Origin of the sequence: Micromonospora antibiotica (assembly GCF_017599305.1) — a bacterium.
Taxonomy (GTDB): Bacteria; Actinomycetota; Actinomycetes; order Mycobacteriales; family Micromonosporaceae; genus Micromonospora; species Micromonospora antibiotica.
The window spans coordinates 1-16,033 of the sequence record NZ_JAGFWR010000001.1; the positions used below are offsets into that span (position 1 = coordinate 1).

General features: G+C 72.9%; 12 protein-coding genes. 6 read left to right on the forward strand and 6 right to left on the reverse strand.

Going from position 1 to position 16,033, the window contains the following annotated elements; genetic code table 11:
- Positions 1 to 585 precede the first annotated feature (585 nt).
- Positions 586 to 840: an SCO4848 family membrane protein gene (locus JQN83_RS00005; protein WP_208565769.1), complete on the reverse strand. Its 255-nt coding sequence runs from the start codon at positions 838 to 840 to the stop codon at positions 586 to 588.
- Positions 841 to 1,568: 728 nt separating this feature from the next.
- On the opposite strand from JQN83_RS00005, the gene argS reads away from it, so the two are divergent.
- A complete protein-coding gene (argS, locus tag JQN83_RS00010; RefSeq protein ID WP_208564948.1) occupies positions 1,569 to 3,287 on the forward strand; it encodes an arginine--tRNA ligase in 1,719 nt (572 codons plus the stop codon).
- Positions 3,288 to 3,340: 53 nt separating this feature from the next.
- Here the strand turns inward: argS and JQN83_RS00015 are convergent, their stop codons facing one another.
- From JQN83_RS00015 to JQN83_RS00025, 3 genes are read right to left on the reverse strand one after another with little or no spacing between them, the layout of a single operon-like run.
- The gene (locus JQN83_RS00015; RefSeq protein ID WP_208564949.1) at positions 3,341 to 3,856 is read right to left on the reverse strand and encodes an SRPBCC family protein; all 516 of its coding nucleotides are present in this window, start codon (positions 3,854 to 3,856) and stop codon (positions 3,341 to 3,343) included.
- Positions 3,853 to 4,215, reverse strand: a complete 363-nt coding sequence (locus JQN83_RS00020; RefSeq protein WP_208564950.1) for a metalloregulator ArsR/SmtB family transcription factor — start codon at positions 4,213 to 4,215, stop codon at positions 3,853 to 3,855. The genes JQN83_RS00015 and JQN83_RS00020 overlap by 4 nt, the downstream gene beginning before the upstream one ends.
- A gap of 46 nt (positions 4,216 to 4,261) precedes the next feature.
- The gene (locus tag JQN83_RS00025; protein WP_208564951.1) at positions 4,262 to 5,191 is read right to left on the reverse strand and encodes an oxidoreductase; all 930 of its coding nucleotides are present in this window, start codon (positions 5,189 to 5,191) and stop codon (positions 4,262 to 4,264) included.
- A 110-nt stretch (positions 5,192 to 5,301) separates the two neighbouring features.
- On the opposite strand from JQN83_RS00025, the gene JQN83_RS00030 reads away from it, so the two are divergent.
- Complete coding sequence (locus JQN83_RS00030; RefSeq protein WP_208564952.1) at positions 5,302 to 5,895, forward strand: TetR/AcrR family transcriptional regulator; 594 nt, start codon at positions 5,302 to 5,304, stop codon at positions 5,893 to 5,895.
- Here JQN83_RS00030 and JQN83_RS00035 read toward each other — a convergent pair.
- Entirely contained in the window at positions 5,892 to 7,703 is a 1,812-nt protein-coding gene (locus tag JQN83_RS00035) for a sigma-70 family RNA polymerase sigma factor (protein WP_208564953.1), read from the reverse strand. The genes JQN83_RS00030 and JQN83_RS00035 overlap by 4 nt on opposite strands.
- 129 nt (positions 7,704 to 7,832) lie before the next feature.
- On the opposite strand from JQN83_RS00035, the gene JQN83_RS00040 reads away from it, so the two are divergent.
- From JQN83_RS00040 to JQN83_RS00055, 4 genes are all read left to right on the forward strand, one after another.
- Positions 7,833 to 10,352, forward strand: a complete 2,520-nt coding sequence (locus JQN83_RS00040; protein ID WP_208564954.1) for a S8/S53 family peptidase — start codon at positions 7,833 to 7,835, stop codon at positions 10,350 to 10,352.
- A gap of 74 nt (positions 10,353 to 10,426) precedes the next feature.
- Positions 10,427 to 11,293 carry a hypothetical protein gene (locus JQN83_RS00045; protein WP_208564955.1) on the forward strand — a complete coding sequence of 289 codons (867 nt, stop codon included), beginning with the start codon at positions 10,427 to 10,429 and terminating at the stop codon, positions 11,291 to 11,293.
- A 246-nt stretch (positions 11,294 to 11,539) separates the two neighbouring features.
- Positions 11,540 to 12,766, forward strand: coding sequence for a cytochrome P450 (locus JQN83_RS00050; RefSeq protein ID WP_208564956.1), 1,227 nt, complete (start codon positions 11,540 to 11,542; stop codon positions 12,764 to 12,766).
- The gene (locus JQN83_RS00055) at positions 12,763 to 12,993 is read left to right on the forward strand and encodes a ferredoxin (protein ID WP_307798928.1); all 231 of its coding nucleotides are present in this window, start codon (positions 12,763 to 12,765) and stop codon (positions 12,991 to 12,993) included. The genes JQN83_RS00050 and JQN83_RS00055 overlap by 4 nt, the downstream gene beginning before the upstream one ends.
- Before the next feature lie 87 nt (positions 12,994 to 13,080).
- On the opposite strand, the gene rph is transcribed toward JQN83_RS00055, so the two are convergent.
- Positions 13,081 to 15,723, reverse strand: a complete 2,643-nt coding sequence (rph, locus tag JQN83_RS00060) for a rifamycin-inactivating phosphotransferase (RefSeq protein WP_208564957.1) — start codon at positions 15,721 to 15,723, stop codon at positions 13,081 to 13,083.
- Positions 15,724 to 16,033: the final 310 nt, after the last annotated feature.

A 16,033-nucleotide genomic window follows, 5' to 3' on the forward strand; every position in this document is an offset into this window, starting at 1 on the left:
AATGTTGCCAAAGGAATCCCCACCAAACAAACCCGAAAGGTCTGCCCAGTGCGGGGTATAAATCATAATTGGCACTGGCTTATCAAGCACCCTGTTGAGTTCTCAAAGAACAACCACACACCACCCGAAAGCCCCGACCAACAGGACCCCCGACCTGGGGTATCTCGTTCACCGTTTCCGGCGCTTCCGCGCTGGGCACTTTTACTACGTTACCTCACCGTCCGCCCCGTGTCAACCGGTATATCCCGGTGTGTCACGCTTTGTACGGCCTTGCTCCGCTGAGCGCACACAGCGACCAGCGCTGTGCTTGATCATCGGATTTGACAGAACCGGCCGCTACGGTCTCCCGTAGGCTCGCCCGGTGCTCTGCCGATCGACAACACTACCCGGTCGGTTCCGCCCGTCCAAATCCGCCCTGCGGCGTTTCGGTGAGCCCCACCCGGTCCGTGTCGTAGTGGACTGATGCCCTCGACGACCCGGTGCCAAACCTGGAACCTGACTCCTGGGGCTTTCGTCCCGTTTGCCCGTTCCGCGCTGACAGAGAGAAAGTTACGCGGTTTCGGGTTTGATCGTCAAATCCGCAGGTCATCGCCGGGAAGCCCGGCGCGCTGCCCGCCAACCCCGGATGCCGAGCACCCCCACCGTGGTCCCGATGACCAGTGCGGCGGCGATCAGGAGCAGGTGGATCCAGAAGAAGCCGGTCGGTGCGCTCCCGCCGACCGTCCCACCGGCCCAGGCCCGCGCGTCGTTCCAGATGGCCAGCCCGAACCTCGGCCAGATCGCCCAGGTCCACACCCCGACCCCGATCAGGAACAGCGACCAACCCCGCGACAACACCATGGTCACACGAGTATTCCAGTGCTCCCGGTCCCCACCGGGGGCGAGCACGGATGCGCACCCCCGACAGCCGCGTGCCCGCCAGGTCCGCCGTCGGCACCGACGCGGACAGTCGCTTCGTTTCCGCCATGCCCATCGGCCGAGCCAGACCGAGCCAGGCACGTCTACCAGGCCAGCCAGGCCCGCCGGGGCCAGCCAGCGCCGACCAGGGCCGGCCGAGCCAACCACGCCCGCCGTGCCGACCAAGCCCTCCGTGCCGACCAAGCCGCCCACGCCGGCCACGCCAGCCGGGCCAACCACGTCTCCCAGGGCCAACCAAGCCAGCCACGTTTACCAGGCCAGCCACGCCCGCCCGGGCCAGCCAGGGCCGACCAGGCCAGCCACGCCCGCCCGGGCCAGCCACGCCCGCTGGGGCCGGCCAGGCCCAACGGGTCAAACGGGCCAAACGGGCTGGCGTCGCCGCCGGTGGGCAGTCGAGAACCGGGTGTACCCGCCGTCTGTCGGCCCGCTACCGTTGCGGCATGACCAGCGCGCCCGCCCGGCACCCCGGAACGTCGTACGACGTCCAGGTCGGTGCGGAGCGACGCCGGCGATCCGTCGCCCGCCCGCGCTGACCCATTCCCTGCGACCGGCGGATCGAGCCGCCGGTCACCGCCGCTGTCCTCGGTCCGTCCGCAGACTCTCCCGTCCCGGAGATCCGCGTTGACGGATCCGAGCAGATCGGCGTACCCATGGATCTTGAAAGGCTGCTCACCGACCGGCTGACGCCGGCGTTCACCGCCGTGGCCGGCGGCCCGGTCGACCCCGTGGTACGGCGCTCGCCGCGCGCGGACTTCCAGTCCGACGCGGCGTTGGCGCTGGCCCGGCGGCTCGGCCGGCCGCCGCGCGAGATCGCCCAGGCGGTGCTGGACCGTGCGGTCCTCGACGACGTCTGCGCGACGGCGGAGGTCTCCGGTCCGGGCTTCGTCAACCTGACGATCGACGACGGCGCGCTGGCCGGCATGGTCGCCGCGCTGGCCGCCGACGACCGGCTCGGGGTGCCGGTGACGGCCGCACCGGAGACCGTCGTGGTCGACTACTCGGGGCCCAACGTGGCGAAGGAGATGCACGTCGGGCACCTGCGCTCCACGGTCATCGGCGACGCGGCGGTCCGGCTGCTGGGCTGGTTCGGGCACCGGGTCGTGCGGGTCAACCACCTCGGCGACTGGGGCACCCCGTTCGGGATGCTGATCGCGCATCTGGTGGACCTCGGTGAGGCGGAGGCGGCACAGGAGCTGTCCATCGGCGACCTCGACGGGTTCTACCGGGCGGCCCGGTCGAAGTTCGACGCCGACCCGGCCTTCCGGGACCGGGCGCGGCAGCGGGTGGTCGCGTTGCAGGGTGGCGATCCGGAGACGCGGCGGCTGTGGCGGCTGCTGGTCGAGCAGTCCCAGCGGTACTTCCTGACCGTGTACCAACTGCTCGACGTCACCCTGACCGAAGGCGACTTCCGGGGCGAGAGCGCGTACGACGACCGGCTCGGTGCGGTGGTGGGCGACCTCGACCGGCTCGGGCTGCTCACCGACAGCGCCGGGGCGACCTGCGCCTTCCCACCGGGGTTCACCGGGCGGGACGGCGCACCGCTGCCGTTGATCGTGCGCAAGGGCGACGGCGGGTACGGCTATCCGGCGACCGACCTGGCCGCGCTGCGGCTGCGTACCGGCGAGCTGGGCGCGACCCGGCTGCTCTACGTGGTAGGCCTGCCGCAGCGGCAGCACTTCGCGATGGTGTTCGCGGTGGCCGGGCAGGCCGGCTGGTTGCGCCCGCCAACCCGCGCCGAGCACCTCGGCTTCGGCTCGGTCCTCGGTCCGGACGGGCGGATGCTGCGCAGTCGGACCGGGGAGTCGGTGAAGCTGGTCGACCTGCTGACGGAGGCGGTGACCCGGGCGACCGCGCTGGCCCGGACCAAGAACCCCGCGCTGGACGAGGCGGACGCGGCCGAGATCGGCCGGGCCGTCGGTATCGGCGCGGTCAAGTACGCCGACCTGGTCACCGACCGCACCCGCGACTACGTGCTGGACTGGGAGCGGATGCTGGCACTCGACGGCAACACCGCCCCCTACCTGCAGTACGCGTACGCCCGGACCAGGTCTGTGTCGCGGCGGGCCGGCACCGCTGTCGACCCGGACGCCCGGGTCGTGCTCACCGCGCCGGCCGAGCGGGCGCTGGCGTTCGAGCTGCTCGGGTTCGCCACCGTCGTCCACGAGGTGGCCCGGACGATGGAGTTCCACCAGCTCGCCGGCTACCTGCACCGGTTGGCGACCCGGTTCAGCGCGTTCTACGAGCGCTGCCCGGTGCTGCGGGCAGACGGGGACCTGCGGGCCAGCCGGTTGCTGCTGACCGACCTGACCGGCCGCACCCTGCGGCAGGGGCTCTACCTGCTCGGCATCCGTACCGTCGAGCGGATGTGAGCCGATCGGCCCGTGGTCGACCCGGGCCGGGCCGGGTGGCGCGGCCCGGGTCGTCAGCTGGCCCCGGTGCGCAGTTGCTCGAAGTAGGGCTTCATCGCCGGGTAGTAGTCACCGAAGTCGGCCTTCGGGGCGTCCGCCGGGGCGTCCGGGCCGGCGGCCACCAGGAGATCGAGGTAGAACTCCCAGCCGGGGCCGATCTCGCCGACGTGCTCCTCGCTGTCGAGGTGGTGGGTGAACCGCAGTTCGGTGGTGCCGGCCGTCTCGGTGAGCGCCAGCTCGATCCGCCAGCCGCCCGACTCGTCGGCCGACGACACGGCCAGGTGCCGGGGCGCCTCGCACGCCTCGATCCGCAGCGCCGTCCAGGGGGTGCCGTCCTCGAAGGCCATCTGCAACCGGATCGTGCGGCCGGGGCCGGCGTCGCCCTCCCACCGCCCGAACCAGCGGGCGGTGCGGTCGGGTTCGGTGACGCTCGCCCAGACGTCCTCGATCGGGGCGCGGAAGGTGCGCACCAGCACCAGGTCGGTGCCGGTGAGGGTGCGGAACAACTGGCCGGTGGGGATGCCGGTCATGCGGTCTCTCCTACTGCTCGGGGTGCCGTGTCGCGGGTGCGCCGCTCACGGCGGGTGCGGTGGACCTCTGTCTCCAGCGCGTCGAGGTGCTGCGCCCAACCGCGCGGATGACGCAACCGGGCGAGCCAGTCGACCAGCTCGGTGAGCCGGTCGGTGTCGAGCCGGTAGCGCCGCTGCCGACCCACCAGCTCGCTGTGGACCAGGCCGCTGTCCCGCAGCACCCGCAGGTGGCGGCTGACGGCCGGTCTGCTCACCGGGAACCGGTCGGCGATCTCCCCGGCCGGGAGGTCACCGTCGCGCAGCAGCTCAAGGATGCTGCGGCGGATCGGATCGGATATCGCCGCCGCCACCTCGTCCACCCGGAAAGCGTAACCCATCGGTTACGGGTTTCCCGGGGTGCCCCCGTCAGCGCAGCGGGGCCGGCAGTGGGCGTACCCCGGTGAGCTCTTCGGAGCGGGCCCAGAGGTCGGCCGCGAGCTGCCGGTCGGTGGCGGTACCGCGCAGCGGCGCGAAGGTGGGCTCCGCGCGGCGGAACAGCCGGCCGGGGCCGATGTGCCGGCCGGTGGGCGCGGTCGGCACGGTGGCCGCGAAGAGCATCGGTGCCGCAGCCTCGTCGAGAGGGCGGCGCAGCGGCCCCATGACGACGGTCTCGACCCGCCGGGCGAGGGAGGGCAGGTCCCGGGAGAGGTCGGTCCTGGTCATCCCGGGGTGGGTGAGCAGACTGCGCACCGGTGAGCCGGCGGTCCGCAGCCGTCGGTCGAGTTCCAGCCCGAACAGCACGTTGGCCAGCTTCGATGTGGCGTACGCCCCGCCGGGGGAGTAGCGGCGCTCGGCGGCCAGGTCGGTCAGGTCGAGTCGACCGAGCCGGTAGAGACCCGAGGAGACGGTGACCACGACCGGCGTCCGGCCGGCGGTCAACACGGGCAGCAGCCGCCCGGTGAGGGCGAAGTGGCCGAGGTGGTTGGTGGCGAACTGGCTCTCCACCCCCTGTGGGCTCAGCCGTCGGGGAACGGTGCCGATGCCGGCGTTGTTGACCAGCGCGTCCACCACGTCGACCGCACTCCCGAGGTCCTCGGTGAAGGCGCGGACCGAGTCCAGGTCGAGCAGGTCCAGTCGACGCACGACGAGATCGGCCCGGGGGTGGTCGCGCAGGATCCCGGCCCGGACCCGGGCACCCTTGGCGGTTTCCCGGACGGCCATCACCACCCGGCCCCCGCGGGCGGCCAGGTGGCGGGTGATCGCCACGCCGAGCCCGCTGCTGGCGCCGGTGACCACGAACGTCCGGCCGGACTGGTCGGTGAGATCGGCGACGGTCCAACCGGGTGCGCTGTCCATGGGGTGCCTTCCGGTGGAGGAATGAAGTGGATTACCTATCCGATTGAACCCGGAGGTAAACGGATTGTCAATCCGATCGGATGGTCCATCCGTCGGGTTAGGCTGGCGCGGTGACGACGACACTGCGTGCGGACGCCGCCCGCAACCGGGAACGGGTGCTCACCACCGCCCGTGCCGTGGTGGCGGAAGGTGACCTGTCGTTGCCGCTCAACGAGATCGCCCGGCGGGCCGCAGTCGGCGTCGGCACGGTCTACCGGCACTTCCCGACCCGACGGGCGCTGCTGGAGGCGCTCGCCGCCGACGCCTTCGCCGCGCTGCTCGACCAGGCACGGGCGGCAACCCGCGAGGACGACCCGTGGGTCGGCGTGGAGCTGCTGCTACGGGCCTTCCTGCGCAGTCAACTTGACGATCCGGCCCTCGCCGAGGTGCTCGCGACCCCCGCTGAACAGGACGCCACCACGCAGACCACAGCCGGTCGCGCGGAGTTGGGCGACCTGGCCGCGACCGTGCTGGAGCAGGCGACCCGGGCCGGCCGGCTGCGCCCCGGCCTCACGCTGGACGATCTGCAACACCTGGTCTGCGGTACCGCGTTCGCCGCCCGGATCGCCGGCACGCCCCGGCACCGCGACGAGCTGTACCTGACCGTGCTGCTCGCCGGGGTCCGCGCACCCGACCCCGGCGAGGGGTCACGGCAGGCCGACTAACCGGGCCGGACGCACGGGTCGGCGGTCGTGGTCGACGGGCTGTCCGCCGTACGGCCGTCGGTGCCGGTCACCCGCACCGACCAGGTCACCGCCGAGGCACCGAGCCCACCCACCGTCACCTGGGCGGACGGCCCGTCCACGGTCATCGCCCGGCCCGCCGCCCGGCCGCCCGCAGGTGTCCACCGCACCCGGGCCGTCCCGAGCGTGGCACTGCCGGTGGCCCGGACGACCAGGCTCCAGGTGGCCGCGCCGCAGCGCACGTGCGCGTTCGCCGTCACCGTGAAGGGCACGGCCAGCGGCAGCGCGGCCGGCGGGTGGGGCACGGCCGGTTTTCCGGTCGGGGCGGGGACCGGCGGCATACCCGCAGGCGGCACGACGGCGGTCGGCTGCCCGGCTCCGGCCGACGGCGAAGCGACGACCGGCGGCGGGACCGCCGTGGCCGGCACACCGGCACCGACCGGACCCGACGGCGACGCACCCCGCTGCGGGGAACCGCCGCCCGTCGGGGCGGTCGACGACGTGCCACCGGACAGCTCGCCGGAGGTCACCGCCGCCTGCTCGGCGGCCGGCCCGCCGGGTGACAACGCCCAGGTCCCGGCCCCGAGGAGCAGCAACAACAGCAGCAGACCGGCGAGCCGCCGCCGGTTGCGCCGGCGGGCCGGCGGGCCGGCGGTGACCGCGACCGGCCGCTGCGGGCCGGCGGCGGTGCCCGCAGCCGCCGCGCCATCCGAGGTCACCACCGCCACGGGCGCGGCGACCGGCACCGCGTGGACGACCCGTCCGCCAGCGACGACATCCGGGGCGTCCCCCGCGACGACGGAGTCCCCCGGCGACGCAGCGGTCTCGGACGACGGAGGCGTCTCGGTCCGGCCGTCGGACGCCCCGACCGGACCGGCCGGGTCGGGGACCTCTCCCGGGGCGGCGGCGTCGACGGCACCCCCATCGGTCGGACCCGCATCGGCGGAGCCCCCGTCGGCAGGGTCGCCGCCGGCAGGGTCGGGGTCGGGGCCGGCGACCTGGCCGGTGGCGGGATCCACGTCGGCGAGTCGCGGCCAGACCGAGTCGGCGACCACCAGGAACCCCGGTGCCGTGTACGCGGTCAGCAGCGCCGCCGGATTGCACTGCTCGCGCCGGAGCAGCCCGCACCGGGCGCAGTCGTCGATGTGCCGGGCGACCCGCTTGCGCAGGGTCGGGGTGAGCCGGCCCTGCCAGTCGTCGAGCACGTCGGCCAGGGCCGGGCAGTCCCGCGCCCCGCCCCGGGCGACGAGCAGCGCACCCAGAGCCCGTTCGAGCTGGGACCGGGCCCGGGACAACCGGGCGTGCGCATGGTTGGCGGGCACCCCGAGCGCCGCGCCGATGTCGGCGGAGGACAGGTCGTGACGGATCGCCAGGTGCACCACCTCACGGTCACCGGGGTTGAGCGCGGCGACCGCCAGGTGCACCAGGTCGCGTACCTGGTCGGCGTTGACGGCGGCGGCCGGATCGGCGGTGTCGGCGACCGGCTCGGTCGCCTCTGCCAGCGGCGCGGAGCGGGACCGCTCCCGCAACTGCCGCAGGCATTCGGTCCGCACGATCGCGTACAGCCAGGACCGCAGCCGGTCCGGGTCACGCAGCTGGTCGATGCGCTGACCGGCGAGGAGGAACGCGTCGTGGACGGCGTCCGCGGCGGCCTCCGGCTCGCGCAGCATCACCCGGGCGTACGTGTAGAGCCGGTCGGCGTACCGCCGGTAGATGCCCTCCAGGCCGACCCGGTCACCCCGTCGCAGTGCCTCGACCAGCGCCCGGTCGTCCAGCGCCGTCACATCCATCCGTGCCCCCACCACTCGTCCACCGGTCCAGTAGAGCGAAGAAAAAATTTCCCGGGAACTTTCTGTTGGCATGCCGACCCCCCGGCACTCCCACGGGTGTCATCGCAGCGCCGACACCGGGAGACACCCATGACAACGACACGTTCCTCGACCCGCCGACCGGGCACCGGTCGACGCCGGTACCTGGCCACCGTAGTGGTCGCGACGCTCGCGGCCGGACTCGTCGCGACCACCTCGGTGGACGCCACCGCCGCCACCGTCCCGGGTGGCCCGACCGGGGTGCCCGGGGCCGCCGGTGTCGAGCCGCTGGCCTTCCGGGTCGACCCGGGCCTGACCGCGCCCCGGCTGTCACTCGACACCGTCGGTCGGGTCGGCACCGACCGGGAGGTCGGTGTGGTGGCCGGGCCGGACGGGAAGCCCGCCGGCCTGGTGCTCGACGAGGTGATGGTGCGGGTCGCCGGCCAGTCCGAACTGGACGCCTTCCTGGCCCGCTGGGGTGGTCAGGTGCTCGACTCGTTCGCCCCCGACGAGCAGGGGCAGGACCACCTGGTCCGGGTGGACGCCAACCGGGCCGACCCGGCGGGGCTGGTCGCCGACCTGCTCGCCGCCGAGCCACGCCAGTCCGGCGGGTACCGGGTCGGCGACGAGCGCGCGTTGCGGCTGCTCGCGCTGGCCGCCGCCGAGTGGCGTACGGGCACCGAGCTGGTCCTCGACTGGCTGGTGGAGCCGTCCGGCATCACCGACGGCCAGGTGTTCGAGGCCCCGGACATCGGCAAGAACGTCTTCGACTGGACGTTCATGCGGGCCGGTGGCGCGATGGACATCGGGGTGGCGCCGGCCTGGCAGCTGCTGGAGAGCAAGGGCCGGCTGAACAAGCAGGTGAAGTACCTGGTGCAGGACGGCGGCTTCCAGTTCAACTCCGACTTCCCCAGCAAGGTCTCGCTGCACAAGGCGGAATGGGGCGAGAGCAACACCAACGACTGCACCGGCGGCACGCCCTGCCCGTGGCACGCCTCCAGCGTGGTCCTCGCCGGGATGGGCCGGGTCGACAACGACTACGGCACCGCCGGTCCGGCCGGGCCGGTGGTGCAGGAACTGGTCGCCGTCCGCAACGGCATCGACTACTGGACGGTCCTGCGCCGGCTGGAGAAGGCCGCCGAGTCGACCCACCCGGACGTGGTCAACCTCAGCTTCACCCGGGACGTGAACCTCGGCGTCAGCCACGCGCGCACCTGGACCGACCGGCGGATGAAGCACGTCCGGGACACCGGGGCGCTGATCGTCGCCGCCGCCGGCAACAACGGCACGAACGTCGACGGCGACACCCTCTGGGTGCCCTGCGAGAGCACGCACGTCATGTGCGTGGGCGGGATGAACACGAACGCGACGGTGTCCGGCGGGTCGAACTGGGGCACCAAGGACCTCACCACGTCGGTGGAGATCTACGGTCCGATGTGTGTGGCGGGCCTGACCGATCCGGGTACGCCCGCGGTCAACACCACGAAGAGCACCTGCGGCACCAGTGTCGCCTCGCCGTTCGTGGGCGGGGTCGCCGCCCTGGTGATGGCCGCCGACCCGACGCTCACCTCCGAGCAGGTCCGCGAGATCCTCAACGACACCGCCCACGTCGGCGGGCTGGGCGACAAGGTGACCGGCAGCCAGCGCCGGGTCGACGCGCTGGCCGCCGTCGCCGAGGCGCTGGGCGTGACCGTCGGCAAGCCCACGGTGACCATCAGCACCCCGAAGACCAAGCAGAAGGTCGCGGTGAACCAGTCGGTGGACCTGTGGGGCACCGCCACCGACTTCCTGGGCAAGGAGATCCCGCTCACCTGGACCAGCAGCCTCGACGGTGAGCTGGCCACCGGGTCGCAGACGTTCGTGCCGTCGCTGTCGGCCGGCAGCCACGTCATCACCGCCAGCGCCACCGACAGTCTGGGGCGTACCGGCTCGGCGTCGGTGACCGTCACGGTGGTGGACAGCCCGACGACGGTGGGGATCATCTCGCCGCCGGCGGGGCTGACCCTCACGGCGGGGCAGTCGGTCGGACTGCTCGGCACCTCGAACGATCCGGACCTCTTCGGGCAGCTCCCCGACGCGGAGGTGTCCTGGACGGTCCGGCGCGGCAACACGGTGGTCCTGGAGAAGGCCGGTCACCAGGCCCTGCTGCCGGCGAACGCGGTCACGCCGGGGGCGTACACCGTGACGTTCGCGGCGGGTGGGGCGAGCGTGCAGCGGGCCTTCGCGGTCACCTCGGCACCGGCCGGGCAGTCCCGGCCGGTCGCCACGATCACCCTGCCGACGCCGGCCCTGGAGCTGACCACGATCGAGTCCGGGCCGAAGTCGGTCGCGTTCGTCGGGACCGGGTTCGACGTCGAGGACGGCGTGGTCGCCGGGACCCGGTTCCGGTGGACGGCGTACGGCGACGGCGGCGTCAAGCAGGTGCTGTGCCAGGGCGGCGGGGTGCCCACCGGCGAACCGGCCGACGACAAGGGCACGCCGAAGAACTGTGCTTCCTTCACGGCGGCGCTGGCCCAGCTGACCAGCGGGACGGACACCACCACCTGGTCGGTGTGGCTGGAGGTCTTCGACGCGTCGGGTCTGGTCGGCACGGACTCCGTGCCGGTCCGGATCCGGCGGGTCACCCCCTGACGGTCCGTTTCCCCATCCGAACTCCGCCCGGGGCCGACCGGTTCCGGGACCGCACGACACGAGGAGAGAACATCATGCGCAGCCAAGAGTGGACGCGGCGGACGGTCGCCCTGGGTGGTGCCCTGCTGAGCGCGGTGGTGCTCGGTCAGGTCGCGCTCAGCGGGCCGGTGGCGGCGGTGCCCGGCCTGCTGATCCGCACGACGGTCGGGCCGAGCAACAGCGTCGCCAAGTCGCAGAGCGCGGTCTGCCCGACCGGCACCGCGGTCATCGGTGGGGGTGGCGCGATCACCGGGTCGGGTCTCGGCCAGGTGGGCATGGACATCATGCAGCCGTTGGCCAATTCCGGGCTCTACTCGGTGACCGGCCGGGAGGACCCGAACGGTGTCGCCGGGAACTGGTCGGTCACCGCGAGTGCGATCTGCGCGCCGGCGCCGTCGGGGTTGGAGGTGGTGACCGGCCACTCCGCGTCCAACTCGGTCAACCCGAAGTTCCTGGAGTTGTTCTGCCCGGTGGGCAAGCGGGCCATCGGCGGCGGTGGTGCGGCCCTGGCCCTCGGCTCGGGGGCGAGTGACGTGCTCCTGGAGGACCTGCGGATCAACCAGAGCAGCGTGACGGTGGCGGGGGTCGAGGCCGGCAACGCCTTCGCGGGCAACTGGTCGGTGGACGCGTCGGTGATCTGCGTCAACCCGCTCCCCGGTGAGCAGCGGGTGATCGTGGACAGCGCCGACAACTCCACGGCCAGCCGTGCGGTCACCGCCACCTGCCCGGCCGGCACGCGCCTGCACGGGGTCGGCGGCGAGATCGTCGGCGGCGAGGGCCAGGTGCGGCTGACCGAGATGCGGCCCACCTCGTCGACCACGGCGACCGTCCGCGCCGCCGAGGACGAGAACGGTTTCAGCGGCAACTGGAAGGTGCGCGCGTACGCCGTCTGCGCGACCTGAGTCACCGGTCGTCGACCCGACGGCCACCCCTGCGGCCCTGCGGTCCCGCGCCGATTCTCCGGCGCGGACCGTGGGGCCGCCCGCCGTCGGGGCCGGGGTCCCCCCGGTTCCTCGTGCCGTCGGGCGCGGGAAACGGGCGGGGTGAGGAACGGGCGGCGGTCGCGGCGCAGGGTTGTGTCGACCTTCGCCGATGAGTAACGTCACGAATCGGTGCGACTACTCACCGTCATGGCAGGAGTGTTCCACATGACACAGACCACGCAGACCGACCTGCCCCACTGGCCGCCGGTCAACCCGGCCAGCAGCCCGTTCGCCCTGCTCGACGACGCCGAAAGGCTGCGCCTCGCCGATCAGGCGGTGACCCGGGTGCAGCTGCCCACCGGAGCCACCGCCTGGCTGGTCACCCGGCATCCCGAGGTGCGGCAGCTGCTGCGCCACCCGGCATTCAGCTCCGATCTGCAACGCCCCGGCTTTCCCCTGCTCCGCCCGTTGCCTCCCGAGGTGACGGCGGATTCCCAGGGGGCCTTCATCCGGATGGACGGCGAGGCGCACCTGCGGCTGCGCCGGATGCTCACCGCAGAGTTCATGATCAGGAATGTCCGCCGGATCGAACCGCTGATCCACCAGACCGTCTCCGAGGCCCTGGCCGACCTGGCCGCCGCCGGCCCACCGGCCGACTTCGTGTCGACGTTCGCCCTGCCGCTGCCGTCCAAGGTGATCTGTCACCTGCTCGGCGTCCCCTACGCCGACCACGACTTCTTCCAGTCCCGCAGCCGGCTGCTGCTCAACCGCCAGGTGCCGATGGACCAGCTCCAGCACGCCGCCCAGGAGCTGCGGGAATACCTCCGGTCGCTGATCGACGCCAAGCGGGCCCGGCCCGACGACGCCGACGACCTGCTCAGCCGGCTGATCCGGGAACGCGTCGAGCCGGGTGAACTCGGCGTCGACGAACTCGGCGGGATGGCCCTGCTGCTGCTCATCGCCGGCCACGAGACCACCGCCAACATGCTCGGCCTGAGCGTCCTGCTGCTGACCCGCCACCCCGGGCGGTACGCGCTCCTGCGCGACCGCCCCGACCTCGCCCCGAGCATGGTGGACGAGCTGCTGCGCTACCTCAGCATCGTCCGGACCGGGCTGTTCCGGGTGGCCACCGAGGACGTCGAGATCGGCGACCGGCTGATCCGGGCCGGCGAGGGCGTCATCGCCCTGCTCTCCCTGGCCAACCGGGACCCGGAGGTCTTCGACGACCCCGACGGGTTCGACCCGTACCGGCAGGCCCACCAGCACCTGGCCTTCGGGTTCGGGATGCACCAGTGCATCGGTCAGCCCCTCGCCCGAGCCGAACTGCGCGTCGCGCTGGTGGAGTTGGCACGCCGCTTCCCCGACCTGAGGGTGGCGGCGGACCCACAGGAGTTGACCACCCGGGACAACTCGGTCGTGTTCGGCCTGGACGCTCTCCCGGTGACCTGGTGACGCCCGCACCACGACAGCTGGGCGGGGAGGCGACACCCCGGGTGGCCGTCGACCGGGAGCGGTGCTGCGGGGCGGGCAACTGCGTCCTGACCGCCCCGGAGGTCTTCGACCAGGACGACACCGACGGCCTGGTGCTGCTACGCGACCCCGCCCCGGGGGCCGCGTCGCGCGACCGCGTCCAACGGGCCGTCGACCTCTGCCCGGCGGGTGCGATCCGGGTCGGCTGACGGCACCGGTGAGCGTCCGTCATCCCCATCCGCGCCGCGCTGGTCGGGTGCCCGGCCCCGTGACCCGGGCACCCGACCGGCGGCCGCTCACGGGAGGAGTTCGACGTACCCGTCGGTGCCGTGCACGCGGATCCGCTGCCCGTCCGGGATCAGCCGGGTGGCGTCCACCACCCCGACGACGGCCGGCAGGCCGTACTCCCGGGCGATCACCGCGCCGTGGGTCATCAGGCCACCGACCTCGGTAACCAGCCCGGCGACGGTGACGAACAGCGGCGTCCAACTGGGATCGGTGTACGGCGTGACGAGGATGTCCCCCGGTTCGAGATCGGCCCGTGCCACGTCCCGCACCACGCGCGCCCGACCCTCGACGGTCCCGGCGGAGACCGCCAGGCCGACCAGCGCGCCGACCGGCACGTCGTCCCGCTGGTACGTCCCGGCGACGATCTCGCCCTCCGAGGTGAGCACCCGGGGCGGGATGAGCGCCCGGTACGACAGGTGTTCCGCCGCCCGTCGGCGGATGAGCCCGTCGTCGACCCGGCGGGTACGGACGACCTCGTCGAGTTCGGGGAACGTGAGGTACCAGATGTCCTCCCGGTCCCGCAGCACACCGTCGGCCACCAGGCGGTCGGCCTCGGCCAGCAACGCCTGCTTGTACGCGAAGGTGCGGGTGACCATGCCGTACTTCGGGTACTCCCGGTAGCCGACGAACGTCCGGGCCCGGTCGATCATCCGTTTGGTCCGCTCGGCCTTGTCCGCGCCGCCGTCGGGCAGGGCCCGCAGCCGCTCCAGCACCTCCCGCTCCTTGTCCCGCGCCGTGCGCAGGCCCTGCTCGAAGTGCCGCCCGCCGGCCCCCGGTGCGAAGTTCCTGATGTTGCCCAGGATCAGCGGCACCAGCATGGCGGGACGTTCCCGCCAGCGGGGCCGGGTGATGTCGATCTCGCCGACCCCGCGCATGCCGTACCGGTCGAGCCAGGACCCGATGGCCACCCGGGCCTCCCGGCCACCGGCGAGCTGGTCCAGCCCGGCCAGCAGGTCGTCCGGCCCGCCGGGGGCGTCGCACTCCCGGCCGGGCCCGCCGTCGTCCGCCACCCGGCTCAGGAAGGCCACGACCTCCGGGTACGGCCGGATCGCGTCGGCGACGTCCAGCAGGGCCAGCCCCATCTCCGAGGTGACGTTGTGCGGGACGGACTGGGTGAGCGGGTCGGCGGCGTTGCGCTCACCGAGCCACTCCTGGAGGTGTTCGTTGAGCCACCAGACCGCCTCCATCCCGGCCATGATGACCGGGATGCTCCTCGGATCGATCATCATCCGGGTCAGCCGGGGGAAGTCGGTCCGGATGAAGTCGAGCAGCGCCGGCCCGGACTTCGTCCGGATCTCGCGGAGCAGGGCGGCGTTGGCGTCGTCGATCCGGGTGATCAGCTCGGTGACCAGCGCGGGATCGGTCTCGACGGGCGGTGCCGCCGGCCCGGGTGGCGGCCCGGCGGGCTTCTCGTCCGGCACCTCCCGGACGAAGTCACCGCGCTCCACGACGGTGCGCAACGCGTCCCCGATCAGCGGGTCGGACCTGCCCAGGGCCGCCAGCAGGCCGGCGCGGCCGGTCGGCGACGCCAGCTCGGGCGTCACGTCGGCGAACAACCGGCCGGCGGCCTCGTACATGGGCCGGGCGGCGATCAGCTGGTACATCGAGAACCCGAGGGGCTTCATCGGGTCGGTCATCATCTGCTGGTGGCCCACGGACACGTAGACGTGGTTGTCGGTGTCGTCGGCCACCGGGACGGGGAACAGCGTGGTGACCGGTCGGGTCTGGACGATCTGGAAGTCGTCGTCGACCAGGCACCACTCGATGTCCTGCGGCTGACCGAAGTGCGCCTCGATCCGCCGACCCAGCCGCACCAGCCGGACGACCTGCGGGTCGGTCAGCGCCGGCTGGTCCTGCCGCTGCGGGTCGACCGCCACCACCCGGGTCCCGCCGGTCGGCGTGGTCCGCACGGCGTGGCGTTTGGCGGCGATCGTCCGGGCGACGACACGGTCGTCGCGGACCCGGAAGACGTCCGCGTCGACCAGCCCGGAGACCAGGGCCTCGCCGAGGCCGAACCCGGCCTCCACGAAGGAGACCCGCCGGTTGCCGGTGACGGGATCGGCGGTGAACAGGACGCCCGCCGCCCCGGCGGGGACCATCCGCTGGACGACCACCGCCATCGCGACCCGGCGGTGGTCGATGCCGTTGCGCTGGCGGTAGGTGACGGCCCGCGCGGTGAACAGCGAGCCCCAGCACCGACTGATCTGCCGCAGGACCGCCGTCGGGCCGACCACGTTGAGGAAGCTGTCCTGCTGCCCCGCGAAGGAGGCGGTCGGCAGGTCCTCCGCCGTCGCGCTGGACCGGACGGCGTACCCGCCGTGCCCACCGAGCGCATCGAGGGCACGGGTGATCTCCGTCGCGACGTCGTCGGGGACGGTGACGTTCTCGATGGTGCGGCGGATCTGCGCGCTGAGGGTGCCGATCGCCGCCCGTTCGGTGGGTGCCAGCCGGGCCAGTCGATCGAGTTGCCCGTCGAGTCCCGACGCCAGCGCGGTGACCCGCCGGAAGGCGTCCGTCGTCACGCAGAAGCCCGCCGGCACCCGGACCCCGTCGAGCCGGGTGAGTCCACCGAGGTGGGCGCCCTTGCCGCCGACCAGGTTCCGCTGCGTCGGGTCGACCTCACGCAGCCCCCGTACGTACCGACCGGTCATCGGGCGACCTCCGGGACGGTCGAGCGTCGCCGCATGACGGCGGCCGGGTGGTTCAGCGGCCTCGAATATGTCATCGGGTACGTGGACATCGTTTCGCCTTCCGCTGGTGACAGGTCGCCGGCGCACCGTCGTGATGCATTTCCGCAGGTGGCGACCACGGCTGACGATTCTGCGGGGTGACCCGGGTCTTGCGGCAAGTCCCCCCGTCCGCTATATGTTGGGAGAGCAAGAAATGGTGCGCGCGTCGAAATGGCGAACGCGCCCGGCGAAAACGTTTTCACCAGGCCGCCTGTCGATATCGGGGCCGGGA